The following is a 25725-nucleotide window of genomic DNA, read 5'->3' as shown; positions in this document are numbered from 1 at the left end:
ATAAGAAAATAATAATGACGAAAGTATTAAATCAGCAAAAAGTTGATGAGCTTGCCGGCGAAATAGGCCAAGAGAATGTCCCGGTTTTACTGGAAATCTTTTTAGGTGAGTTGAAAGGCTACTACGAACACCTAGAGATAAATAAAGAGTCGGATACCTCTAAGTACTTGGCTGATATCAGTCATGCGCTTAAGAGCAGCGCAGCAAGCTTTGGTGCGGATTCTTTGTGTAGTTTTGCGATTAGCTTAGACGCAAAAGTGAAGCAAGCGTTGCCTGTAACCGAGATTGATTTTCAAGATATGCAAGACCTCCTGTTATCGACGTACACTGAATATCAGCAGTTGATGACGGACCTTTAAAACAGCGAGTTATTACTGAGATTAAAAAAGGAGCAGCATGCTCCTTTTTTGTTGTTTGTCGCTTGAACCTATGGCTACGCCAACTGGGCTTCAATGGCTTGTTGAAGCTTCACACGGTCGTGTCGCCAATCTCGGTTTGCCGATGCAAGATCTGTGGTCACACAATTCCATTGCACTTCTAGTTCCGGGTGAGGTTCATTGCCTAACACGATGTCTATTTTCCTTGCCTTACAGGTACGTTCACACCACTCCAATTGCTCTTGAAGCGTCATTTTCCCTGCGGGACCGTGCTCTGGTGAAAGGTTTTCAACGAAGATAACTTTTGCCTTGGTGTTCTCAGAGATTGCTTTGCCAATCTCTGGAAGGAGAAGAGGGGGCATCACACTGGTTAAAAAGCTTCCAGGGCCAAGGACAATGCAGTCTGCTTGCTCAACGGCAGCAACGGCTTCTTTGGTTGCTGGCACTTCTGGAGACAAGTCCATCATGCGCAGCTTTTCCGTCATGTCATCAACGTTGGTTTCGCCGGTAACCCAGCGGCCGTCCATTGATAGAGCCGTGAGGTCTGAAGGATGCTCAGTCATCGGCACGATATTGACATCGACCTTGAGCATATTTCGAATCAGGTTAATTGCTTCCAATGGGCGAACGGAAAGGTTGTCTAACGCCGTCAGCATTAGGTTACCCAAGTTATGACCGTCTAGCTCACCTTGACCACGAAAGCGGTATTCGAACATCATCGAACTGATTGAAGGCTCTGTGATTAATTGGTTGATACAGTTGCGTGTATCTCCCCATGCGATGCCACCTTGGCAATCTCTAATACGTCCGGTGGAACCGCCGTTATCTGTCGTTGCAACAATGCCAGTTGCGTTGTTACCAAAGTCTTTTAATGCAGCTAACATGCGACCTAAGCCATGGCCACCGCCGATTGCTACGACTTTCTTTGAAGAGTAAATATTCATTTATTGTTCTTGTTAGGTTATTACCAACTATAATTTAGGTTAAATGCTTCTCGCTATATACTCAACAAGAGTTATTTTGAGCGTTTGATACGTTTTTTTTGCCGATGTGACCCGTTTTTTACCATCAGAGCTAGATTCACGTACAAATATTAAGTATTTTATTACTCAGCTACTGCGCGTGTGAATATAACGCTCAGTTGCCATAACTCCGAGCTCTCGCATGCTAAGTCGCACAGTGGTATTTGCTGTACCGATACGCATCAAGAGCCAGTGACATGTTGTCACAAGGGCTTAATTGGAAATGATTATGCCTCCCGTGTTTGGAAAGGTGTTCCGTGGCGCAACAATTCGAAGATAGATTCCATCGCAAGTTTTATTACTTGCGCTTGTCGGTTACAGACGTCTGTAACTTTAAATGTACTTACTGCTTACCAGATGGTTACAAACCGTCAGGGCAAAAAAACTCGTCTTTTTTAAGTGTTCCCGAGATCAAACGCGTTGTTAAAGCGTTTGCAGATTGTGGTACCTCAAAGATCCGCATTACAGGCGGAGAGCCGAGTCTGCGTAAAGACTTTCCTGAAATCATACATACCGTTGCTTCTACTCCAGGCATCGAAAAAGTAGCCACCACAACGAATGGCTACCGCATGGAGAAACAAGTAGGGCAATGGCGTGATGCTGGTTTAACCCATATAAACGTGAGCGTGGATAGTTTAGATTCGCGCATGTTCCATCAGATCACTGGTGAGAATAAGTTTACTGAGGTTATGCGAGGCATTGATAAAGCGTTTGAGGTTGGCTTTGAACAAGTCAAAGTCAACGTCGTATTAATGAAAGACCTCAATAGTCAGGAATTACCAGCCTTCCTTAATTGGATCAAAGACAAACCTATTCAATTACGTTTTATCGAGCTGATGAAAACCGGCGAGATGGACGAGTTGTTCGATAAACATCATGTGTCTGGCGTTGCGATTCGCAACCAGCTTATTGCTAATGGTTGGCTGTTAAAAGTCAAAGCCGTTAACGATGGCCCGGCGCAAGTGTTTGTCCACCCAGACTACAAGGGTGAAATCGGTTTGATCATGCCTTACGAGAAAGACTTTTGTGAGAGTTGTAACCGACTGCGCGTTTCTGCGACCGGTAAACTTCACTTATGTCTGTTTGGCGACCATGGTGTTGAACTGAGAGATCTGATTCAAGAAGATCAACAAGAGCAAGAACTCATTGATCGAATTCAGGCTCAGCTTCAAACCAAGTCCGTTAGCCACTTCTTACACGATGGCAACAGCGGCATGACTCCAAACTTGGCGTCAATCGGCGGTTAACCCGCTACACACTCTAAAGCATTTTATCGCTCAGCTTCTTCAGGCTGGGCGAATCAGTCTAATGAAAAATTTATATAGGTGAACAAATGGGTCACGCAGAAAGCAAATTCCAAGCAGCAAACATCGCAGTACTAACGGTTTCAGATACTCGTACAGAAGAAAACGACACTTCAGGCGGTTACCTAGCAGAGCATGCTAAAGAAGCGGGTCACAACGTGGTTGATAAGCAAATCGTTATTGATGACATGTACAAGATCCGTGCGATCGTATCTAAATGGATCGCTGATGAAAGCGTACAAGCTATCATGATCACGGGTGGTACTGGTTTCACTTCTCGTGACAGCACGCCTGAAGCGCTTAAGCCACTGTTCGACAAAGAAGTAGAAGGCTTTGGTGAGCTATTCCGTCAAGTATCTTACGAAGAGATCGGTACTTCGACAATTCAATCTCGTGCGATTGCGGGTTTTGCTAACCACACGGTTATCTTTGCGATGCCAGGTTCTACAGGCGCTTGCCGCACCGGTTGGACTAAGATCATCAAGCAACAGATGGATGCTAGCCACCGTCCTTGTAACTTCATGCCACACCTTTCTGTATAAGGCGGTTTGAGTATGAGCCAATTTACACACATTAACGCGTCTGGCGAAGCAAACATGGTCGATGTATCGGCTAAAGCGGAAACAGTACGTGAAGCGAGAGCGGAAGCCTTCGTTCAAATGTCGGCAGAAACGCTAGAGCTGATTGTCTCTGGTAGCCACCATAAAGGTGATGTTTTCGCAACGGCACGTATTGCGGGTATTCAAGCGGCGAAGAAGACGTGGGATCTGATTCCCCTGTGTCACCCTCTGCTATTAACTAAAGTAGAAGTGCAGCTTGAAGCTATCGAGTCTGAAAACAAGGTTCGCATCGAATCTGTTTGTAAGCTTGCGGGTAAGACGGGCGTAGAGATGGAAGCGCTAACGGCTGCTTCTGTGGCTGCGTTAACGATTTACGATATGTGTAAAGCTGTTCAGAAAGACATTGTTATCGAAAACGTGCGCCTGCTAGAGAAGACAGGTGGTAAATCTGGTCACTTTAAGGTGGAGTCATGATTACAGTACTTTTCTTTGCTCAAACTCGTGAACTTGTTGGTGTGGACAGCGTTGAAGTTGATGCACAATTTAAGACGATTGAAGCGATTCGTAGTCATCTTGTGACACAAGAAGGCAAATGGGATATCGCATTGGAAGAGGGGAAGCTTCTGGCTGCACTTAACCAATCAATCGTACCTCTGACAGCTGAAGTGAAAGACGGCGACGAAGTGGCTTTCTTCCCACCAGTGACTGGAGGCTAAGCATGGATCCAAGAGTATTAGTGACAGCTGAGGACTTCTCGGTAGGCGACGAATACGACTACTTGGCTCAAGGTACAGCTGCCGGAGCGATTGTGACGTTCGTTGGTAAAGTTCGCGACATGAACCTTGGCGACAATGTGATTGGTTTGTCTCTGGAGCACTATCCGGGTATGACAGAAAAATCACTGAGCGAGATCTGTGACCAAGCTGAGGCTCGCTGGCCTATTCAGAAGATGCGTGTTATCCACCGTATAGGTGACTTAGATATCGGCGACCAGATTGTTTACGTTGGTGTATCCAGTGCACACCGTGGTGCTGCATTTGAAGCCTGTGAATTCGTTATGGACTTCCTGAAAACCAAGGCTCCCTTTTGGAAAAAGGAACGCACGACCGAAACGACGCGTTGGGTTGATTCTCGTGATTCAGACACGAAAGCAGCGGAACGCTGGGAGAAGTAATTTCTCTTAAAGTGATGTTGCTTCAGCATTCACTCATTTGTATATGAGACAGTCAAAAACCGACCACTTAGGTCGGTTTTTTTGTACCTGCTATAAATCTATTTATAGATAATCATTGATTTGACAAATGATAATTCATTGTGGTTGCATATAAATTCAGCGCGTAATTTTGTCTTAATTGGTGCATTGGATAACCCGGTTTGGTGCAGAGCATTATGCTGTCTTGTATAAAGTGATTATCCTCACAAATAGTGTAGACGGTTTAGGTGATATGTGATGTGCAATTAGATTTCATGTGGCGTTAATGTTAATTTGCGCTCAGTGTTCTAGCATAAGATGCTAAAAAAAAGTATCAACACAGATACATCAACACTAAAGGCTGTTTTTTAATTAATCCCTCTACGCAAGTCACTACTGATTTGGGGTTTTTTAGATATTTACACTGATACCTTAAGTATTTCGGAGAATTATCCGATTTTTTGCGACTTGTTTGTGGCAAATTACTTCAATGGTTGATAGTGTGTGCCTCAATCTTTGTAAGGTTTTAGATTTTTATGCTTAAATTTTGAGCTAAATAAATCTAAATCACTGCCGTTCAGTGAACCAAGCAAAGAAGTCATGGATGCAATACATAAAACTTGGAGTTTATTAAATGTACAAGAATAAAATCACTCAGGCCCTTCTTCTAGGTGCTGGTTTGGCAGTGGCTGCCTCTTCTACTCTTTCTATCGCTGCTGAAGTTCCAGCAGGCACAGAACTGGCAAAAGTTCAGGAACTTGTTCGCGGTAACGGTACTGAAGTTGCAACTATCGACCCACACAAATCTCAAGGTGTACCAGAATCTCACGTAATTCGTGATCTTCTAGAAGGTCTAGTGAACCAAGACGGCGACGGCAACACTATCCCTGGTGTTGCGGAAAGCTGGGAAACGACAGACAACAAAACATTCACTTTCCACCTACGCAAAGACGCAAAATGGTCTAACGGCGATCCTGTAACAGCTCAAGATTTTGTATACAGCTGGCAACGTGCAGTTGATCCTGCAACGGCTTCTCCATACGCTTGGTACATGGAATACACCAAGATGGCGAATGCGAAAGATATCGTAGCGGGTAAGAAAGACAAGAGTGAACTAGGCGTTAAAGCAGTGGATGCAAACACTCTAGTTGTTGAATTAGAAACAGCGGTACCATACTTCGTAATGATGATGGGCCACACAACAATGAAGCCAGTACACCAGGCAACTGTTGAAAAATACGGTGACCAGTGGACTAAGCCAGAGCACTTTGTTGGCAACGGTGCATTCTCTGTTGATAAATGGGTTGTTAACGAGCGTCTAGTACTCAAGCGTAACGAACAGTACTGGGACAACGATAAAACAGTTCTTAACAAAGTAACGTTCCTACCAATCGAAAACCAAGTAGCGGAAATGAACCGTTTCCTATCTGGTGAAATCGATTTCACAAACGAACTTCCAACTGAGCACTTCAAGCGTCTTCAAAAAGAGTACGCAGAAGATGTATCTGTAGCGGGTAACCTATGTACTTACTACTACATCTTCAATACGAAGAAAGCACCATTTGATGATGTTCGTGTTCGTCAAGCAATCTCTTACGCGATCGACCGTGATATCGTAACAGGTGCTATCCTAGCGCAAGGTCAAAAACCTGCGTATTTCCTAACGCCTGAAATCACAGCTGGCTTCGATCCTGAGCTACCTGCTTACGGCAAGATGTCTCAGAAAGAGCGTAACGCAGAAGCGGAACGTCTTCTTGAAGAAGCGGGTTACGGTAAAGACAACCCACTTAAATTCAACCTGCTTTACAACACTTCAGAGAACCACAAGAAGATTGCTGTAGCGCTAGGTTCTATGTGGAAGAAAACACTGGGTCTTTCTGTAACACTTGAGAACCAAGAGTGGAAAACGTACCTATCTTCTAAAGATTCTGGTGACTTCGAAGTAGCACGTGCTGGTTGGTGTGGTGACTACAATGAAGCGTCTTCGTTCCTGACGCTAATGAAGAGTAACAACACTACCGGTGGTGTTCACTACGACAGCGCGGCTTACGATAAGATCATCGATAAAGCACTTAACTCAACTTCAGAAGAAGAGCGCAAAGCACTTTACCTAGAAGCTGAGGCGCTAATGGCAAACGACATGCCAATTGCTCCTATCTACCAATACGTGAAATCTCGTCTACTTAACCCGCATGTTGGTGGTTTCCCAATCAACAACGCGGAAGACAAGATCTTCTCGAAAGACCTATACATCAAAGCTCAATAATAAGCTTCGATTCTAAAAAGTTAATATAACTATAACGATACAGGCACTACATGCGCAGGGCGCGCATGTAGCGTCTTTCTAATTTTAATTGTCACAGACTGAAAGAGTGAGTTTATGCTTAAATTCATTATGAAAAGGATATTTGAAGCGATTCCAACCATGTTGGTGTTGATCACTATATCTTTCTTTCTCATGCGTTTCGCACCGGGTAACCCGTTTTCAAGCGAGCGTCCATTACCGCCAGAAGTTATGGCTAACATCGAAGCTAAATACGGCTTAGATAAACCAGTGTTTGAACAATACACCACGTATTTGACAAATATCTTACAAGGTGACTTCGGTCCCTCTTTTAAATACCAAGATTACACAGTAAATGAGCTGATCGCGGTTGCACTTCCAGTATCTGCGAAGGTAGGTTTCGTTGCTTTTATCTTCACATTATTGATGGGGGTAACGGTCGGAACCATTGCCGCCTTGAAGCACAACACCTGGGTCGACTACACCATAATGTCGACCGCCATGCTCGGGGTGGTAATGCCATCTTTCGTGTTGGCACCGGCGCTTATTTACCTTTTCTCCCTGCACTGGAACATATTCCCAGCAGGTGGTTGGCATGGCGGTACATTCATGTACATCGTGCTGCCTGTTATCGCGATGTCTCTTCTTTACGTAGCAACCTTTGCTCGTATTACTCGTGGTAGCATGATTGAAACGCTAAACAGTAACTTTATCCGAACTGCACGTGCAAAAGGTCTAAGCTACCGTTATATCATTCTAAAACATGCACTTAAGCCAGCAATGCTACCTGTTGTTTCTTACATGGGACCTGCGTTCGTAGGTATCATCACAGGTTCAGTTGTTGTTGAAACCATCTTCGGCCTACCAGGTATCGGTAAGCTGTTTGTTAACGCCGCGTTTAACCGTGACTACTCGCTAGTAATGGGTGTAACCATCTTGATTGGTTTCCTATTCATCTTGTTCAACGCAATCGTTGATATTTTGCTAGCGCTTATTGACCCGAAAATTCGCTACTAACAGGGACGCATGGTTATGTTGAAGAAAAAAGAAAATTTAGAAGCGATCGAAAAGTTCTCTGAGAGCTTAGAGATTGAAGGTCGTAGTTTGTGGCAGGACGCGCGCATTCGTTTCATGCGAAACAAAGCTGCGATGGTGAGTCTGTTCATTCTTACGCTTATGGTACTGGCAGTTATCTTCTTACCAATGCTGGCTCAGTACACTTATGATGATACTGACTGGTACGCAATGCACGTTGGTCCGAATGCGGATCACTGGTTTGGTACCGATAGCTTAGGTCGTGATTTGTACGTTCGTACTCTTGTCGGTGGCCGCATCTCATTGATGGTTGGTGTGATGGGTGCCTTCGTAGCGGTACTGATTGGTACGCTTTACGGTGCAGCTTCAGGCTTCATCGGCGGTCGTACTGACCGAGTGATGATGCGTATCCTAGAGATCTTGTACGCAGTGCCATTCATGTTCCTAGTAATCGTACTGGTAACGTTCTTTGGTCGTAACATCGTCCTAATCTTCGTTGCTATTGGTGCGATTGCTTGGCTAGATATGGCGCGTATTGTACGTGGTCAAACGTTGAGCCTACGTAGTAAAGAGTTCATTGAAGCTGCACACGTATGTGGTGTAAGCAAATGGAAGATCATTACACGTCACATCGTACCAAACGTACTGGGTATCGTAGCGGTTTACTCTACGTTGCTTATTCCAAGCATGATCCTTACAGAATCATTCTTATCTTTCCTTGGTCTTGGTGTTCAAGAGCCTATGACAAGCTGGGGCGCATTGCTTCAAGAAGGTTCGCAAACAATGGAAGTTGCAATCTGGCAATTGACATTCCCTGCGGCATTCATGGTAGTTACGCTGTTCTGCTTTAACTACGTAGGTGATGGTCTGCGCGACGCGCTTGATCCAAAAGACAGATAACGAAATAGCAATTAAAAGCTATAAAAGATTAAGGAAGCAATAATGAGCTTATTAGATGTCAAAGATCTGCGCGTCGAATTTACCACACAAGATGGTATCGTAACCGCAGTAAACGACTTGAACTTCTCACTTAACCAAGGCGAAACGCTGGGTATTGTTGGTGAGTCGGGTTCAGGTAAATCACAAACGGTATTTGCACTGATGGGGCTGCTGGCTAAGAACGGCATCATCTCAGGCAGTGCAAAGTTTGAAGGCAATGAAATTCTCAACCTGCCTGAAAAAGCACTGAACAAGGTTCGTGCTGAACAAATCGCGATGATCTTCCAAGATCCAATGACCTCACTGAACCCTTACATGAAAGTAAGTGATCAGCTGATGGAAGTACTTATGCTGCATAAAGGCATGGGTAAAGCAGAAGCGTTTGAAGAATCAGTACGCATGCTTGAAGCGGTGAAAATTCCTGAAGCTCGTAAACGTATTACCATGTATCCGCACGAATTTTCGGGCGGTATGCGTCAGCGTGTGATGATCGCAATGGCACTGCTGTGTCGTCCTAAATTGCTTATCGCTGATGAACCAACAACGGCACTGGATGTAACCATTCAAGCGCAAATCATGGAATTGCTGAACGAACTTAAAGATGAGTTCAATACGGCAATCATCATGATCACCCATGACTTGGGTGTTGTTGCTGGTTCTTGTGACAAAGTACTTGTGATGTACGCGGGTCGTACAATGGAGTACGGCACGGTTGATGAAATCTTCTACGAGCCAAGCCACCCATACGCGGAAGGCTTGCTTAAAGCGATTCCTCGTTTGGATACCGAAGGTGAAATTCTACCGACGATTCCAGGTAACCCACCTAACTTACTTCGCCTACCAACAGGTTGTCCTTACCAAGACCGTTGTCACCGTGTAATGGACCGTTGTAAGCAAGAAGCACCGATTTTGCAGCCATTTGCTAAAGACCGTCAGCGTGCTTGTTTTTCAGACTGGGAGACTTGGACAAAATGAGTAAAGAATTACTATTAGATATTAAAGACCTGAAAGTTCACTTTAGCATTGCAGCTAAGTCTGCTTGGCCTTGGGCAAAACCATCAAACCTTAAAGCGGTTGATGGGGTTGATGTTCACCTTTACGAAGGCGAAACACTAGGCGTAGTGGGTGAGTCTGGTTGTGGTAAATCAACTTTTGCCCGTGCGATTATCGGCTTGGTTGAAGCGACTGAAGGTCAAGTGATGTGGTTAGGTCAAGACCTAACTAAGATGCAGGAAGTGAAGCGTCGTGAGACTCGTAAAGAGATTCAGATGATCTTCCAAGACCCGCTAGCATCGCTTAACCCACGTATGTCAGTAGGCGATATTATTGCTGAGCCTCTAGAGACTTTCTTCCCTGAACTTTCTAAACAAGAAGTGAAGGACAGAGTTAAAGAGATGATGGCAAAGGTTGGTCTACTACCCAACGTAATCAACCGTTACCCTCATGAATTCTCTGGTGGTCAGTGTCAGCGTATTGGTATTGCACGTGCGCTTATCTTGAAACCTAAGATGATCATCTGTGATGAACCTGTTTCTGCACTTGACGTATCTATCCAAGCTCAAGTTGTTAACCTTTTGAAAGAACTGCAAAAAGAGCTAGGTCTTTCGCTGGTATTCATCGCGCACGATTTGTCAGTGGTTAAACACATTTCTGACCGTGTCTTGGTGATGTACCTAGGTAACGCGGTAGAGCTTGGTGAATCAGATGCCTTATTCTCTGATCCAAAGCACCCGTACACCAAGGCGTTGATGTCTGCCGTTCCGATTCCAGACCCTCGTCTAGAGCGTAGTAAAACTATCCAGATGTTGGAAGGTGATTTACCATCGCCAATCAATCCTCCATCAGGTTGTGTGTTCCGTACACGTTGCCCACAAGCAACAGAGGCGTGTGCGCAAACTAAGCCAACTATCCAAGGCGATGACGTACACGCAGTATCTTGCTTGCACGTGCAAGTCTAGAGCCAATCTAAAACGGTTCAGCCTGTGACAGGCTTAAGCGCGACTAGTTTTTAGAGTCGCGCTTTTTTTGTACTGCAGACCTAGTTCCTATATTTTGCTCAACAGCTTCATCAAATAATTCGAACAACTAAGCCAACTTTTTCTAGTTTTGAAAAAGTTGGCTTTTTTTATACTAGAGAAAAGTTAGCATCACAGAGGTTTGGATATGGGCAAATTAGTTGAAGGTGTTTGGCATGATGTGTGGTACGACACGAAAGAAAGCGGTGGTAAGTTTGTTCGTGAAGATGCGGGCTTTCGTCATTGGGTAGAGAACAAACCGGGCGCGCAGTTTGAGCCGGAAAGCGGCCGTTATCACTTATACGTATCGTTAGCTTGCCCTTGGGCGCACCGAACCCTTATCTTCCGCGAGCTGAAAGACCTAACCGATCACATTGACGTGACGGTTGTTTGCCCAGACATGATGAGTGAAGGTTGGCAAATGGGGTTACCTGAACCTCTATTTGGCCATACCCGCATGCACCAAATCTACACTCAAGCCAAGCCTGACTACTCGGGTAGAGTAACGGTACCTGTGCTGTGGGATAAGAAAACCAACACCATTGTGAGTAACGAGTCGTCTGAAATCATTCGCATGTTTAACTCAGAGTTTAACGAGCTAACGGGTAACACCGATGATTACTACCCGTGGGAGTTGTCCAAGAAGATTGATGAGTGGAATGATTATATCTACCCAAACATCAACAACGGCGTATACCGAACCGGCTTTGCGACAACACAAGAAGCCTACGAAGAGGCGTATGAAGCGTTATTTGAAGCGTTAGATAAAGTGGATGCGCATCTTAGTGAGAAACGTTATTTAGCGGGAGAGCAGATTACTGAAGCGGATTGGCGGTTGTTCACGACCTTGGTTCGATTCGATGCTGTGTATGTGGGTCACTTCAAGTGTAACAAGCAACGAATTGCGGATTACAAACATATCCAAGGTTATCTAAAAGAGCTCTATCAAATAGAGGGTATTAAAGAGACGACCGATTTCTATCATATCAAGCGTCACTACTACTACAGCCACACTGGTATCAATCCGACTCAAGTTGTACCCAAAGGACCAGAGCTAGACTTAGAATCACCACATGGTCGAGGCTAGGCTTACCAAGTAGTTCCTTTACTCCAGACATAAAAAAACCCTAGATAAACATCTAGGGTTTTTGCTTTTTACAAAAGAAAAATTAGTTAATTACTTTTTCTTCAGCTTGTGCAGCTTGGTCTGCTTGGATAGCCGTTAGAGCTACTGTGTAAACGATATCGTCTACTAGAGCGCCACGAGACAAGTCATTTACTGGCTTGCGCATACCTTGAAGCATTGGACCGATAGATACTAGATCTGCTGAACGCTGTACAGCTTTGTAAGTCGTGTTACCCGTGTTTAAGTCTGGGAATACGAATACTGTCGCTTTACCTGCAACTGGAGAGTTAGGCGCTTTAGAAGCGGCTACGTTTTCCATGATTGCTGCATCGTACTGTAGAGGACCGTCGATCACTAGATCAGGACGCTTCTCTTGAGCAAGTTTCGTTGCTTCACGTACTTTATCTACGTCTGCACCCTTACCAGATTCACCAGTAGAGTAAGAGATCATAGCAACGCGTGGGTCGATACCGAATGCCGCAGCAGAATCTGCAGATTGGATAGCGATTTCAGCAAGCTGTTCAGCTGTTGGATCTGGGTTGATCGCACAGTCACCGTATACAAGAACTTGATCAGGCAGAAGCATGAAGAAGATCGAAGATACGATAGAAGCATCAGGAGCAGTCTTGATGATCTGGAACGGAGGAACGATAGTGTTCGCCGTTGTGTGAACAGCACCAGAAACTAGGCCGTCAACTTCGCCAGCTTCAAGCATCATAGTACCTAGGAATACTGAATCTTCTAGCTTCTCACGAGCAACAACTTCAGTCATACCTTTAGCGCCACGAAGTTCTACTAGACGAGCTACGTAGTTTTCGCGAACTGATGCAGAATCGATGATCTCAACGCCAGCGCCAAGCTCAACACCTTGCTGCGCTGCAACGCGACGGATTTCTTCAGGGTTACCTAGAAGTACACACGTTGCGATACCGCGCTCAGCACAGATAGCCGCAGCTTTAACTGTACGTGGCTCATCACCTTCAGGAAGAACGATGCGCTTAGCCGCTTTACGAGCAAATTCAGTTAGCTGGTAACGGAATGCTGGTGGGCTTAGACGACGGATGCCTTGAGTACCTTCAGATAGAGAATCAATCCAAGGGCCATCAATGTGGCTTGCAACGTGATCGTTAACGAACTCGATACGCTCTTTATCGTCTGCAGGAACTTCTAGGTTGAAGCTCTGTAGGTTTAGAGATGTCTGCCAAGTGTTACCTTGAGCCTTGAAGATCGGCAGACCTGAAGCGAATGCTGGTGCACAAAGGTTAGCAATGCTTTCTGGAATGTCGTAACCGCCAGTAAGCAGGATTGCGCCAATCTCAACACCGTTTTTCGCAGCAAGAGCCGCAGCAACGATAACGTCAGGACGGTCTGCAGAAGTTACTAGCAGTGAGCCTGGTTTGAAGTGCTCAATCATGTGCGGTAGAGAACGTGCACAGAAAGTGATGCTCTTAATACGACGAGTTGAGATTTCACCTTCGTTAACGATTTCAGCGTTAAGGTGCTTAGCCATATCAACCGCACGAGTTGCGATTAGATCGATGCTCCATGGCACGCAGCCAAGAACACGGATAGGGCTAGAGTTGAAGATTTGCATTACTTCAAGGTTCGCTTGCTGAGCGCTGTCTGCATCATCAAAGATTTCAGATAGGTCAGGGCGAGTACGGCCAGCCTCATCAACAGGAGCGTTAAGCTTGTTGATGATTACGCCTTTGATGTTTTTGTTCTTAGTACCGCCGAAGTTAGAACATGCTACTTCTATACGCTCTTTAAGCTGCGTAGGGTTGTCAGTACCAGGAGTCGCAACGAATACGATCTCCGCGCCAAGTGTTTTTGCGATTTCCGCGTTCACTTGGTTAGCAAATGGGTGCTTACGAGTAGGTACTAGACCTTCGATTAGCGTAACTTCTGCGTCTTTGTTGATCTTGTTGTATTGCTCAACAACAGACTCAAGAAGCTCGTCCATTTTTTCGCTACCGATCAAAGCTTCAGCTTTAGTCATTGCGATTGGCTCACCAATCTTAATGTCGCTGTTTGCGCTGATGATAGTAGACGTTAGATCTGGTTGGTTACCACCGCTGCGAGGCTGAGCGATTGGCTTGTAGAAAGAAACACTTACGCCCTTACGCTCCATAGCGCGAAGAACACCCATGCTAACACTAGTAAGACCAACACCAGCGCTTGTAGGGATAAGCATAATAGTACGTGACATTGACGAACACCTTTGACTATTGGAAATAAAAAAAGCTCAACTGCTATTCCCACCGATATTTAAATTGGGGTAGGAATAGAAGTTGAGCCCCATTTTCTTGATATGAAAAACTGACTAGCTTCGAATGAAGCTAGTCAGGAAAATCAATTAAAGACCTGCTAGTTTCGCAGTGTCTTCAGCAATTACTAGCTCTTCGTTAGTAGAGATAACCATTGCAGGGATACGGCTGTTAGCTGTAGTGATAGTACCTTCGCCGCCGAAACGAGCTTTAAGGTTAGCTTCACCGTCAACTTCGATACCGAAGATGCCTAGGCGGTTAAGAACCATTTCACGGATTGGGCCTGAGTTCTCGCCGATGCCGCCAGTGAAAGTGATTGCGTCTAGACGACCTTCTAGAGTTGCAGTGTAACCAGCTACGTACTTAGCTAGACGGTGACAGAACACGTCCATTGCACGAGTTGCTTCTTCTTTCTCACCGTAGTTGTCTTCAACGAAACGACAGTCAGAAGTCACTTCAGTTAGACCAGCAAGACCAGACTCTTTAGTTAGCATGTTGTTGATTTCTTCAACAGAGTAACCAAGTGCGTCGTGTAGGTGGAAGATGATTGCAGGGTCTAGGTCACCACAACGAGTACCCATTACAAGACCTTCAAGAGGAGTAAGACCCATAGAAGTGTCTACAGATTTACCGTTCTTGATTGCACATACAGAAGCGCCGTTACCTAGGTGACAGTTGATGATGTTAACTTCTTCAACTGGCTTGTTTAGTAGGCCTGCAACTTCACGAGTGATGAATAGGTGAGAAGTACCGTGCATGCCGTAACGACGGATGCCGTGCTCTTTGTACAGGTTGTACGGTAGAGCGTATAGGTAAGACTCAGAAGGCATTGTTTGGTGGAACGCAGTGTCAAAAACAGCAACGTTTTGTAGACCAGGGAAGTTCTGTTGAGCCGCTTCGATACCGATAAGGTGAGCAGGGTTGTGAAGAGGTGCGAAAGTCGCAGCGTCTTGAATACCCTTAAGAACTTCATCAGTGATAAGTGCAGAAGAAGTGAACTGCTCGCCACCGTGTACGATACGGTGACCGATAGCGCCAAGGTTAGCTTTAAGCTCAGGCTTAGAAGCAAGAATAGTTTCTACCATGAAAGATAGTGCTTCTACGTGAGCTGCGCCCGCGCCTAGTTGTGCTTCATGCTTGCCATCAAGTTTCCACTTCATACGAGCTTCTGGAAGACCTAGACACTCAGCAAGACCAGTTAGGTGCTCTGCACCTGTTTCTGCATCAACAACAGCGAATTTAAGAGAAGAACTACCACAGTTTAAAACTAAAACTAGCTTAGACATTAATGACTACCTGTTTATTTTTCTGATCGAAATCAGTTAAGGATGAAAATTAATCTCAAGAATAGTCGAAGCACATAGGCTTGCGTACTAACCTTGGTCAAAAAAACGTTAATTTCCGTATAAAGTGAAAGCGCTCTTTATCAAAAAGAGGCTTGTGCATTCCTTGCAGAAGTCTTCTCAAAGTTGCTTAAATTGTAAATAAGGGCAACAATGAGATTGAGGTCTGCAAATAATAGCGATATTGTGCAAATATAACAAAAAAATTTGAAAGAATATTATTTTTCGTCAAATTTTTGTGTTTTTAGTTGATGATTTCAACTTTTTTTTAATGGGAGACTCATATGAGCAATAGAGTTGGTTTAGCTAGTAGTTTAAAAGATGGCCAAAAGTACATGGATCTCTGGCCCGTCCGAAAAGAGTTAAACGCGATCTTCCCAGAACAACGCATTATTAAAGCGACCCGCTTTGGCGTGAAAGTGATGCCTGCGATTGCCGCTATCAGTGTTCTTACACAAATGGTCTTTAATAATTACCAAGCGATGCCACAGGCTGTGGTTATGGCTTTGTTTGCGATCAGCTTGCCGCTACAAGGTATGTGGTGGTTGGGCAATCGCTCAAATACACAACTTCCGCCGGCGCTAGTATCGTGGTACCGCGAACTGCATGAAAAGATCACTGAAACGGGTTTTGCGTTAGAGCCTATGAAGCCGCGCCCTCGCTATAAAGAATTGGCAATCATTTTAAATCGTGCCTTTCGTCAGTTAGATAAATCCTCAATGGAGCGTTGGTTCTAAAGAATCCCAGCTCTCCCTCTTGTCTGAGAACAACTATTCATCTTCTATAGCTTGTTCTCAGATTTGCTCCTCTTTTTGTTACCTCGCTTACTTTCCGTTTAGCTTACCTGTCCTTATTCACTTGGTTTCTTACCTTCCTCCGAAGTCAATATAACCTTTCTCACATAACTCGAGCTTTGTTGTATTTTTGTTAAATATCACTTCAAGTTATCAATGGTTACTGGTAATAATGTCAATAGTGATTTTGATGTTGTTCTCTTTGAGCGAGTAATGACGGGTAGAGCTTGATTCAGGGAGCGATAATGAGTTCTGTAAGAAAGGTATTGGCAGCGGTTTTAAGTTGCTTGATGTTGCTATGGACTGGCAATGCAATGGCAAACGTTGCCAAAGTGTCGGTTTCACAAGTTGTTGACCATCCAGATCTGAATGCGACACGTTTAGGGCTTCTTGAAGGATTGAGAGCCAATGGTTATGAACCCGGTAAGAACTTAGAATTCTCCTATGAAATGGCGAATGGTAACCCGGCTCAGGCAGCCAAGATTGCCAGAGAGCTCGTCAGTGAAAATCCACATGTACTTGTTGGTATCGCGACACCGACTTCACAAGCCTTAGTGTCGGCGACTCGCTCGATTCCTATCGTGTTTACCGCGGTTACGGATCCTATCGGCGCTAGGCTCGTTAAACAATTAGAAAAGCCGGGGCGTAATGTCACGGGGCTTTCTGACTTATCTCCGATCACTCAGCATGTGTCATTAATCAAAGAACTGCTCCCTGAAGCTAATTCAATCGGTGTAGTTTACAACCCAGCAGAAGCAAATGCCGTTGCGTTAGTTGGGTTATTGAGAAAGGCAACTCGAGATTTCGGTTATACACTTCACACCGAAAAAGCGCTGACTGTTGACGATGTCGAAGCAAAAGCAGAATCCATTGCTAAGAAGTCCGATGTTATCTATGCCTTGACCGATAATACGGTTGCAAGCGGCATGGAGGGTCTTATCAAAGCGGCTAACCATGCAGATACGCCAGTCGTCGCAGGCGCCACATCTTATGTCGGAAAGGGAGCGATTGCTGGTTTAGGTCTAGATTATTATGATGTTGGGGTTCAGACCGCGGATTATGTCGCAGCCATTTTGGAAGGACAGAAGCCCGGGAAGTTGAGTGTCAAAACTGCGCAGAGCTCTCAGCTGGTGGTCAACCTAGATGCTGCTCGTGAGCTTGGCGTGACAGTGCCTCAATCTGTGATTGAGCGTGCGGTCATTAGCCGGTGAATTGAGTTTGGTGTTAGGTGAGCTAATAGGCCATAAGTCATATTATTAACAGCATTGAAATGGGCTCAGATAACAAACTCACCTGCTCTATATGTTGGCGCTTCTCTATTTTATTCATTTGTAAGCGGTTATTTGACCGTTAGGTGTGTCGTTAATATCAATTTACATTATTTTACGTCGAGCGAATTGCCGATTAATGTAATAATATTAATGGGGAAAATGAAAATAGCTGAACGCTAAGAGCACATTATATGAAAGTAAATAGGCACTTTAGCCTAACCTTTGTTTTCGGGTTTCCCGCTGTGATCGCCGCGATGTTACTTGGCCTAATAGGAAAGAATCATTTTGACGCGGTAGAAAAAGATATCAGTAGTGAGTTTCATCGTATTGAAGATGTGTTCAAAAGAACCACAAAAGTGGCGACAGCCCTAGACTACAGCTTCTCCAACTATTATAAATCAGGAAACCCTCTCTTTCTTGATCACAACAAACATGTTGTGGATGGTCTTTGCCAAATCTGGCCTATTGATGTATTGCTACTTGCCGACGGTAAAACCTCAGACATTCCCTCTGTCGATATCGACTATATGCTAATTGGTCAAGAGTCTCTTTGTTCTGAAAGCAGTGATAGTTATAAGAGCGCGTCAGAAAAAATAGCGTTAGCTCCTATTCTTTCATTTTTATCCCAGCTTGATGAATACCATGCCGGCGTGCACTTTATTGATACGAGCGGCTATGTGATCTCTTCACCTGAAGGTTTTGCCAAAGGGCTGAGCAAAGAGTTACTCTCGACCATAAAGAGTCGTCCTTATTGGCAGAAAACAGCCAACAACCCTGACCAACTCACCCTTTCAGGCCCTGGTTATCGTTTTGATTCCCTTGACCGTATAATCAGTATGACGATCCCTGTATTCCATAAAGGCGTTCACCAAGGGATGCTGTCGGTGGATATTAATGCTGACAAGCTGCTCGCAAACTCGAATGAGCATCTTGCAGGTCGGATCGATATCATTGATACCACTTTAGCGACTCCGGTAGATTCTGCGGCGTTTTATCACGAGATCAAACTGGATGGTGTCTCGTCTCACCATGCGATGTATTACAAATTAGACATCGCGAAAGAGGTTGAGCACTTTTTCGTCTACGAGAAAGACAGCCTTATTGTTGCCATCATTGTGTATCTGTTCTCAGTAACCATCTTCTTCTACGTCAATTCCAATATTGAACGTGGTTACTTCAAAGATCTCGCAGCCAAAGACCCTATGACAGGGTTATTGAATCGTCGTGGCTTAGAAGCGTTCTGGCGCAGTGTAGAGCACGATCAACTGTTTGCATTAACCGTCTTCGATATTGATGATTTTAAGTCAATTAACGACACCTACGGCCACGATAAGGGGGATGATGTGATTCGTTATATGTCGCGTCAGATCAGCAACAGTATTCGAAGCAGTGACGTTGCAGCACGGTTTGGCGGTGAAGAGTTTGTCGTTTATATGAAAGGCGAAGATCGTGAAACTTTGATGAGAACATTAGAGCGAGTGAAGAATGCGATTTGTTCCACTTCAGCCGACATTATTCCAAATGGATTTACGGTGTCTGGCGGTGTCTGCATTGTTGAAACTGAGCAAAGTAAACTTAACTTCGATGAGATATTTAAGTACGCCGATGAAAAGCTGTACGTGGCTAAGACGACGGGTAAAGACCGTCTTGAATTTTAACCACGTTATTGAATCGATGCTTTGTATGAAAATGAAAATGAAAATGAAAATGAAAATGAAAATGAAAGAGGGAAGAGCGAACGTGTCTACCAAGCAAAGCTTATTTGCACCGGTAAACACGTTTGTAGCGTTGGGTATTTAACCCTAAACATAATCTTAAACAGGTTGGCGGCGTTCTTCTTGATAACGCTGAAGGCGTTCTACAATCGGTGGCGCCTTTTTGAAAGTACGAATTTCTTTAAACAGTTCGTTCGCTTCAGGGTAGCCTTTACTTAGATAAACAAACCACTGCTTCACTCTATTGGGGTAGTACATGCCTTTGTCCCCTTTAATTTGAAACTCTGAATAGCGCAGCAAAAGTTCAATGACTTTATCCCACGGCATTTTCTGGTGGTTGTGCTTAACGACGTTACCAAGGTTTGGAATATTGAAAGCACCACGGCAGACCATTAATGAATCGACGCCTGTTGCTTCTATGCAATCTTGACCATCTTGATAGTTCCAGATCTCCCCATTAGCAATCAACGGCAGAGATGTTTTTTCTCTTATTTGATTGATGAAGTCCCATTTGATTTCGCTGGCTTTATAGCCGCCAACTTTGGTTCTTGCATGCACGGTGAGTTCGTCAGCTTTGGCTTGTTCGATGGCATCGACGATTTCAAAGCACTCTTCCGGATGCTCCCAACCTAATCGAATCTTTGCGGACACAGGAATGTGTGCCGGTACCGCTTCTCGACAGGCGTTCACCACTTGATAGATGAGCTCTGGCTCTTTTAGCAATGAAGCGCCACCATTACTTTTGTTGACCGCTTTTGCTGGGCAACCAAAATTAAGATCGATCCCTTTCGCGCCTAAGCTAGCAGCTTGAAAAGCATTCTCGGCCATCCAATTTGGGTGTTGCCCTAGAAGTTGGAGATGGATTGGCACACCAGCCATGGTCTGAGAGCCTTGATGTAGCTCAGGGCAAATACGGTGGAACACATGCGGGGGAAGAAGTTGATCTACGACGCGCACAAACTCTGTCACACAGAGATCGTAATCATTAATCTCTGTGAGAATTTCACGCATTAGGTGGTCTAGAACGCCCTCCATAGGGCCAAGTATTACGCGCATGTTGCTTTACCAAAACTGAATGAACCGAAAAATTCGAGGCGTGATTGTACGGTGTGCTTACAGAATTGTCACTATGAGTGTGGTGCATGTCTTAATGATGGTTTCGTCTCTTAATAGCGACATCTTTGGGAGGATGGCGTTATAATATCGAAAATGCCCAATATCCAGAGCTTTCATGACATATCAATTATTAAGCCTACCAGAATCAATCACTGACATTACTCCGCAGTTTATGGAAGGTGCAATCCTTGCCTCTAACTTAGCGACCAAACCACTCGATCCAGAAGAGTGGCTGGTTATCGTTGCGCCTGAAGCGGGTAAAGAGCTGGTAAAAACGGTGACAGAACAGATTAATCGCCAGCACAACCTGATTCAGCGTAATGAATACCTATTAACAGACGTACTGGCTGAAGGTGACTTTAACGAACAGTTCGCTGATTTTTCTGAAGGCTTCATGATGGTTTGGCCAACAGTGGAAGAGCAGTGGCAGAACGTGACAGTCGCGGATGGTACTCTGCGCATGTTGCAAGCGCTCTTAACCACCTTGATGCTTGCGATTGATGAAGAGCAAACTCAACAACAAATGATCGCTGCAGGGCTTACTAACCCACCATCGCTTGCCGATTTAGTGGGTCAAGTCGATCTGATGATCTCAGAAGTGGCAATGGCAGCGGATGAAGCTATGTTGGGCAATAAGTCCCAGAGCGTGAACCCGTTTAAAGACATTGGTCGAAACGACCTTTGCCCTTGTGAAAGCGGCAAGAAGTTTAAACAATGCTGCGGTAAAAGCAGCTAATCACGGCTTGTTGAGCAACTTAGTTTGTGTGAATAACAGACTCTCTTAATATGTTCAAAAGCTTAAGTAATAAAAAAGTCGACCTCGTGGTCGACTTTTTTGTTGTCCAAGTGTCAACGGCTTACTGCAAGTCCTTTTTCGACTTCACAAATTGAGAAATAACCACAATACCGAAAGCAACCAAGTTACCTGCAAAGATAATTACTAGCCACTGAGGCATAGAAAGATCGAAGAACTGCCACACAACCTTGCTGCAATCGCCGTAAGCCTCAAACATCCACGGAGCCCATTGGTTTAAAGGCGCCCAGCTAGGGAAGGTTACGAATAAGTCGCAGGTTGCGAAAGGGGACGGATTGAACTGGTAATCGACGTGCTCTAAAGCAAGCATCAAACCTTTGTATGCGCCAAATCCCCAGCTAGCAAGGCCTAACCAGCGTGATATTGGGTTATTCGGGGCAATCGCACCAATCATGGCGGCAACACCGATAGCGAGCATAGCAACGCGCTCATAGATACACATCACGCAAGGACCAAGCATCATCACGTGTTGGAAGAAGAGAGCGCACGCTTCAAAAAAGACAATAAAAGCCAGCAGTAAAAGCCAAGATAAACGTCCCTTAGAGAAGTCTTTGATCATTGCTAAAAAGTTCACGAATTGAATCCTGTCTATAAAATAAAAAAGCCCTGATTACTCAGAGCTTTTTATCTTGGATAAGTTTCCTAATCAACTAATATTTTTGATTAGTTAGTTATAGTTATTGTGGTTTGCGACACAGTGTTTAGCTTAGTGACCACCAGAGATAACTGGAGCGACGACTTCACCAGTGCGTTGAATGATCCAACCAGCATCGTAGAACCATGCTGTCATTGGCTCTACGATGAACACAATGCCTGCTAGGCCAACCAGTGCCAATACGATGGTGTATGGCAACGCCATGATAACCATGCGACCGTAAGACAATCTAATTAACGGAGCAAGTGCTGATGTTAATAGGAATAGGAATGCAGCCTGGCCGTTTGGCGTTGCAACAGAAGGTAGGTTAGTACCAGTGTTGATAGCAACAGCAAGTAGGTCGAACTGATCACGAGTGATGATGCCTTCAACCAGTGCAGTTTTCACTTCGTTAATGTAAACCGTACCGACGAACACGTTATCTGAAACCATCGATAAAATACCGTTGGCAATATAGAAGAGTGCGAGCTGTGCGCCTTTATCTTCAACGTGAAGTACTGCATCGATGACTGGCTTAAATAGAGCTTGGTCGATGATCACAGCAACAACAGCGAAGAAAACGGCAAGAAGTGCAGTAAATGGCAGCGCTTCTTCAAAGGCTTTACCCATAGAGTGTTCTTCAATAACACCCGTAAATGCTGTAGCTAAGATGATCACAGACAGGCCAATCAAACCTACTTCAGCAACGTGAAGTGCAAGGCCGACGATAAGCCAAACTGCGATTGCACTTTGAACCCATAGTTTTGCTACGTCTTGCTTTGTGCGGTTTGCACGTTCTTTGTTGTCAAACTCAACTAAGATTTGGCGAACATTCATTGGTAGTTGAGCACCGTAACCAAACACTTTGAATTTTTCGACAAGTGCACAAGTTAAAATACCGCAGAAGAAAACAGGTAGTGTTACTGGCAGCATACGGATGATAAATTCACCGAACTCCCAACCTGCTTGCTTAGCAATTACCAAGTTTTGTGGTTCACCTACCATGGTCATTACACCACCCAGTGCTGTACCCACACCAGCGTGCATTAGCAGTGAACGTAGGAAAGCACGGTAGTTTTCTAGGTCATCACGAGTTAGCTCTGAGATCTCTTCATCATGAGTATGATCGTGCGAAGACGTTGTGCCCTTGCCTGATGCAACCTTGTGGTAGATAGAGTAGAAGCCGACCGCAACGCTAATAACTACGGCGATTACTGTTAGTGCATCTAGGAATGCTGATAAGAAAGCGGCAGCAACACAGAAGGCAACGGAGAGTAAAATTTTAGATTGGATGCCAAGCAAGATCTTCGTGAAAATGAACAAAAGCAGTTCTTTCATGAAGTAAATGCCAGCAACCATGAATACGAGCAAGAGTAATACAGGAAGGTTTGCTTGCAGCTCGTGATAAACCATTTCTGGTTTGGTCATGCCAATGGCGACTGCTTGAATAGCTAATAGACCACCCGGTTGAAGTGGGTAGCATTTGAGAGCCATAGCTAGAGTGAAAATAAACTCAACCACCAATAGCCAGCCCGCAACAAATGGGTCAACTAGGAAGAAAACAAACGGGTTGATGATTAAAAAGGAAATGATGGCAAGTTTATACCAATCAGGAGCTTTACCAAGGAAGTTCTTGATAAAAGCGTTTCCGAGAGACATCGGCATGTTAATACTCTTTTATGTTGATTATGAATAGACAAGCAATACAACATTTTGAGAATCGAGCTATAGAAATTGTTAAAAACTATGACTAACAGTGACTTAGAAAAACTACATTCCATGTAATGTTCTGTGGTCTTGCCAAGTCACTCCCTTAGAAACTCAAGCACTGCTTATTTTTGAGCGCAACTTTACTCTTAGATAACATTTAGTCAACAGGAAAAGCCCTGTAGCCCTAAAAATACCTCTTTTTTGTTGAGAAACGCGATCAAAGTAGCGCAAGCATACCACTTAAAATGTGATAAAAACCGACTAGAATCAATATTTCAGCGAAATGATTGAAAATTACAGAATAACGACGGCTTATATATGATTATTACAACTTAATATTGCAAATTAATAGCTTTAAAAATATGACCAATCCCATTGATTTTAAAGAAAAATTGTTGTGTTAACGGTTTGTTTAAATGGTGGTTTAGAGTCGCTTGCTTTACAAACCTGAGGTGCAAACGTGTGCTGAACTTTAGAGTTATAACTCTAACGGTGTTTAGGGTGAGTAAAATTTTTGAGGGTGTTTCCGCTAGGTGTGAACTAGTGGTATGATGAGTAAATTAGAACAGAATAATTAAATTGGATTGAAGTGTAGATGGTCATTAAGGCGAAGAGCCCGGCAGGATTTGCAGAGAAGTATATCATTGAAAGTATTTGGAATGGCCGTTTCCCTCCAGGTTCTATCTTGCCCGCAGAGCGTGAGCTTTCTGAGCTGATTGGTGTTACACGTACTACGCTTCGTGAAGTACTACAACGTCTTGCTCGTGATGGTTGGTTGACAATCCAACATGGCAAACCAACTAAAGTTAACCAGTTTATGGAAACCTCAGGTCTTCATATCCTTGATACGCTAATGACGTTGGACGTTGATAACGCAAGCAAAATGGTAGAAGATCTGCTTGCTGCTCGTACTAATATCAGCCCGATCTTTATGCGTTATGCATTCAAAGCAAACAAAGAAGCTTCAGAGCGTACTATCAGTAACGTGATTGAATCTTGTGAAGCGCTACTTGCGGCACCAACTTGGGATGAGTTCCTAGAATCGTCGCCATACGCTGACAAGATCAAACAAGCGGTAAAAGAAGATTCAGAAAAAGATGAAGCGAAACGTCAGACGATCTTAATCGCGAAGACTTTCAACTTCTATGATTACATGCTTTTCCAACGTTTGGCATTCCACTCAGGCAACCAGATTTACGGCCTGATCTTTAACGGTGTGCGTAAACTTTATGACCGTATCGGTAGCTACTACTTCTCTAACCCAGAAGCACGACGTTTAGCGATGGACTTTTATAAAGAGTTGTTCATTATCTGTGAAAGTGGCGAGCGCGAAACTTTGCCATTAGTGATTCGTAACTACGGTATCGCAAGTGCACAAGTTTGGAATGAAATGAAAACGACATTGCCGACGAACTTCACTGAAGACGACAGCTAAGGCATAGGTTTACTATTGTTGTTCCTGTTTAGTCAGTGACGTAAAGAAAACGAAAAAGCGGCGAGATAATTCAATTATCTCGCCGCTTTTTATTTATCTGTCGTTACTAGAAAATTATCAGTGGGTCAGTTACTTACCTATGACGAGTAATTTATCTATGTGTAGCAACTTAAAATTTATCTAGGAGTAGTAACTTAACCCGCAAACTCTTCTGAGTCTGGACGGTTGGTAAATTGCACACCGTTTAGAAAATCGCAAAGTAGTTGGTCTTCACACACTTTGTAGTTTTTGTTTTCTGGCTTGCGGAAGTAAGCGCCGATTTCGTACTTGCTCAAGCTAATGCCAACCACTTCTAGTACGTCCAAAACATCTTCTGCTTTCATGTTCAATGCGATACGAAGCTTCATGAAGATCATGTTGTTCGTCAGTGCAACTTCAGGTTTAGGTTGCTCGCCTTCTTTTTTGCCACGCTTAAGGTTGATGAAACCATTTAGGAATACCGCTAACTCTTTATCTTTCATCTTAGAGCATGACTTGTCGTTGTCATCTTTTAGCCAGTTAATCACTTGGTCATGAGCAACAGTCACATCAGCTTGTTCGATAGCTTTGATGATTTGTGCATTTTTAAGGTTTAGTGCGTGTTGAATACGACGCAAGATTTCGTTGTTAGTCACTGGGGATTCCTAAAAAGGGTTTTAGAGTAAAGAGGTGTTGGTTTAGCCTATTTTTGTCGACGAACCAATTTCTACTCTACATAGCATAGTTGACGGCG

24 protein-coding genes and 1 riboswitch are annotated in these 25725 nt (G+C 44.2%); of the genes, 17 read left to right on the top strand and 7 right to left on the bottom strand.

Features of this window, described 5'->3' with window-relative positions; genetic code table 11:
- Positions 1–14: 14 nt before the first annotated feature.
- Positions 15–359, top strand: a complete 345-nt coding sequence (luxU, locus tag AB4185_RS02590) for a quorum-sensing phosphorelay protein LuxU (protein WP_017062179.1) — start codon at positions 15–17, stop codon at positions 357–359.
- Positions 360–433: 74 nt separating this feature from the next.
- Here luxU and AB4185_RS02585 read toward each other — a convergent pair whose 3' ends face one another.
- Positions 434–1321, bottom strand: coding sequence for a YvcK family protein (locus AB4185_RS02585; RefSeq protein ID WP_017062178.1), 888 nt, complete (start codon positions 1319–1321; stop codon positions 434–436).
- A gap of 194 nt (positions 1322–1515) precedes the next feature.
- Positions 1516–1668, top strand: a riboswitch (molybdenum cofactor riboswitch).
- Here AB4185_RS02585 and moaA point away from each other — a divergent pair.
- From moaA to AB4185_RS02530, 11 genes are all read left to right on the top strand, one after another.
- The gene (gene moaA / locus AB4185_RS02580) at positions 1657–2646 is read left to right on the top strand and encodes a GTP 3',8-cyclase MoaA (RefSeq protein ID WP_009848642.1); all 990 of its coding nucleotides are present in this window, start codon (positions 1657–1659) and stop codon (positions 2644–2646) included. Its footprint overlaps the riboswitch before it by 12 nt.
- Before the next feature lie 86 nt (positions 2647–2732).
- On the top strand, positions 2733–3245 hold the full coding sequence (gene moaB, locus AB4185_RS02575) for a molybdenum cofactor biosynthesis protein B (protein WP_004734027.1): 513 nt from the start codon (positions 2733–2735) through the stop codon (positions 3243–3245).
- A gap of 12 nt (positions 3246–3257) precedes the next feature.
- Positions 3258–3737 (top strand): cyclic pyranopterin monophosphate synthase MoaC, encoded by a 480-nt coding sequence (gene moaC, locus AB4185_RS02570; RefSeq protein ID WP_004734026.1) that lies wholly within the window; start codon positions 3258–3260, stop codon positions 3735–3737.
- Positions 3734–3979 carry a molybdopterin synthase sulfur carrier subunit gene (gene moaD, locus AB4185_RS02565; RefSeq protein WP_017063465.1) on the top strand — a complete coding sequence of 82 codons (246 nt, stop codon included), beginning with the start codon at positions 3734–3736 and terminating at the stop codon, positions 3977–3979. The genes moaC and moaD overlap by 4 nt, the downstream gene beginning before the upstream one ends.
- Before the next feature lie 2 nt (positions 3980–3981).
- Complete coding sequence (moaE, locus tag AB4185_RS02560; protein WP_372107068.1) at positions 3982–4437, top strand: molybdopterin synthase catalytic subunit MoaE; 456 nt, start codon at positions 3982–3984, stop codon at positions 4435–4437.
- A gap of 652 nt (positions 4438–5089) precedes the next feature.
- On the top strand, positions 5090–6721 hold the full coding sequence (locus AB4185_RS02555; RefSeq protein ID WP_065583971.1) for an ABC transporter substrate-binding protein: 1632 nt from the start codon (positions 5090–5092) through the stop codon (positions 6719–6721).
- 114 nt (positions 6722–6835) lie between these two features.
- The gene (oppB, locus tag AB4185_RS02550; RefSeq protein WP_017062174.1) at positions 6836–7756 is read left to right on the top strand and encodes an oligopeptide ABC transporter permease OppB; all 921 of its coding nucleotides are present in this window, start codon (positions 6836–6838) and stop codon (positions 7754–7756) included.
- A 15-nt stretch (positions 7757–7771) separates the two neighbouring features.
- The gene (gene oppC / locus AB4185_RS02545; RefSeq protein ID WP_017062173.1) at positions 7772–8674 is read left to right on the top strand and encodes an oligopeptide ABC transporter permease OppC; all 903 of its coding nucleotides are present in this window, start codon (positions 7772–7774) and stop codon (positions 8672–8674) included.
- A 42-nt stretch (positions 8675–8716) separates the two neighbouring features.
- Positions 8717–9688 (top strand): ABC transporter ATP-binding protein, encoded by a 972-nt coding sequence (locus AB4185_RS02540; RefSeq protein ID WP_012603544.1) that lies wholly within the window; start codon positions 8717–8719, stop codon positions 9686–9688.
- Positions 9685–10671, top strand: coding sequence for a murein tripeptide/oligopeptide ABC transporter ATP binding protein OppF (gene oppF / locus AB4185_RS02535; protein ID WP_017062172.1), 987 nt, complete (start codon positions 9685–9687; stop codon positions 10669–10671). Before AB4185_RS02540 ends, oppF begins: the two co-directional genes overlap by 4 nt.
- Before the next feature lie 205 nt (positions 10672–10876).
- On the top strand, positions 10877–11815 hold the full coding sequence (locus AB4185_RS02530) for a glutathione S-transferase family protein (protein ID WP_136978363.1): 939 nt from the start codon (positions 10877–10879) through the stop codon (positions 11813–11815).
- 82 nt (positions 11816–11897) lie between these two features.
- Here the strand turns inward: AB4185_RS02530 and pta are convergent, their stop codons facing one another.
- Together pta and AB4185_RS02520 are read right to left on the bottom strand one after the other, a co-directional pair.
- On the bottom strand, positions 11898–14063 hold the full coding sequence (gene pta / locus AB4185_RS02525; RefSeq protein WP_017069189.1) for a phosphate acetyltransferase: 2166 nt from the start codon (positions 14061–14063) through the stop codon (positions 11898–11900).
- Positions 14064–14210: 147 nt separating this feature from the next.
- A complete protein-coding gene (locus AB4185_RS02520; protein ID WP_017062169.1) occupies positions 14211–15407 on the bottom strand; it encodes an acetate kinase in 1197 nt (398 codons plus the stop codon).
- Between the two features lie 341 nt (positions 15408–15748).
- On the opposite strand from AB4185_RS02520, the gene yfbV reads away from it, so the two are divergent.
- The 3 genes from yfbV to AB4185_RS02505 all read left to right on the top strand — a co-directional run bounded on the left by yfbV (position 15749) and on the right by AB4185_RS02505 (position 19187).
- On the top strand, positions 15749–16201 hold the full coding sequence (yfbV, locus tag AB4185_RS02515; protein WP_017062168.1) for a terminus macrodomain insulation protein YfbV: 453 nt from the start codon (positions 15749–15751) through the stop codon (positions 16199–16201).
- A 302-nt stretch (positions 16202–16503) separates the two neighbouring features.
- The gene (locus AB4185_RS02510) at positions 16504–17469 is read left to right on the top strand and encodes an ABC transporter substrate-binding protein (protein ID WP_017062167.1); all 966 of its coding nucleotides are present in this window, start codon (positions 16504–16506) and stop codon (positions 17467–17469) included.
- Between the two features lie 251 nt (positions 17470–17720).
- Positions 17721–19187 (top strand): sensor domain-containing diguanylate cyclase, encoded by a 1467-nt coding sequence (locus AB4185_RS02505; RefSeq protein ID WP_229647109.1) that lies wholly within the window; start codon positions 17721–17723, stop codon positions 19185–19187.
- A 156-nt stretch (positions 19188–19343) separates the two neighbouring features.
- Here AB4185_RS02505 and dusC read toward each other — a convergent pair whose 3' ends face one another.
- Complete coding sequence (gene dusC, locus AB4185_RS02500) at positions 19344–20300, bottom strand: tRNA dihydrouridine(16) synthase DusC (protein ID WP_017069187.1); 957 nt, start codon at positions 20298–20300, stop codon at positions 19344–19346.
- A 175-nt stretch (positions 20301–20475) separates the two neighbouring features.
- On the opposite strand from dusC, the gene AB4185_RS02495 reads away from it, so the two are divergent.
- On the top strand, positions 20476–21096 hold the full coding sequence (locus AB4185_RS02495) for a YecA family protein (protein WP_102394331.1): 621 nt from the start codon (positions 20476–20478) through the stop codon (positions 21094–21096).
- A gap of 121 nt (positions 21097–21217) precedes the next feature.
- Here AB4185_RS02495 and dsbB read toward each other — a convergent pair whose 3' ends face one another.
- Entirely contained in the window at positions 21218–21733 is a 516-nt protein-coding gene (dsbB, locus tag AB4185_RS02490; protein ID WP_029235613.1) for a disulfide bond formation protein DsbB, read from the bottom strand.
- A gap of 147 nt (positions 21734–21880) precedes the next feature.
- Positions 21881–23473 carry a Na(+)/H(+) antiporter NhaB gene (gene nhaB / locus AB4185_RS02485; RefSeq protein WP_017062162.1) on the bottom strand — a complete coding sequence of 531 codons (1593 nt, stop codon included), beginning with the start codon at positions 23471–23473 and terminating at the stop codon, positions 21881–21883.
- Between the two features lie 640 nt (positions 23474–24113).
- Here nhaB and fadR point away from each other — a divergent pair.
- A complete protein-coding gene (gene fadR, locus AB4185_RS02480) occupies positions 24114–24953 on the top strand; it encodes a fatty acid metabolism transcriptional regulator FadR (RefSeq protein ID WP_017062161.1) in 840 nt (279 codons plus the stop codon).
- A 194-nt stretch (positions 24954–25147) separates the two neighbouring features.
- On the opposite strand, the gene AB4185_RS02475 is transcribed toward fadR, so the two are convergent.
- Complete coding sequence (locus AB4185_RS02475) at positions 25148–25627, bottom strand: DUF1456 family protein (protein WP_010437231.1); 480 nt, start codon at positions 25625–25627, stop codon at positions 25148–25150.
- Positions 25628–25725 lie beyond the last annotated feature (98 nt).

It is taken from the genome of Vibrio sp. 10N.286.48.F5 (assembly GCF_041469785.1).
In the GTDB taxonomy this organism is placed as follows: Bacteria; Pseudomonadota; Gammaproteobacteria; order Enterobacterales; family Vibrionaceae; genus Vibrio; species Vibrio crassostreae_C.
The sequence above is the reverse complement of the archived record's forward strand: the minus strand, read 5'-3'. Positions and strand labels throughout refer to the sequence as shown.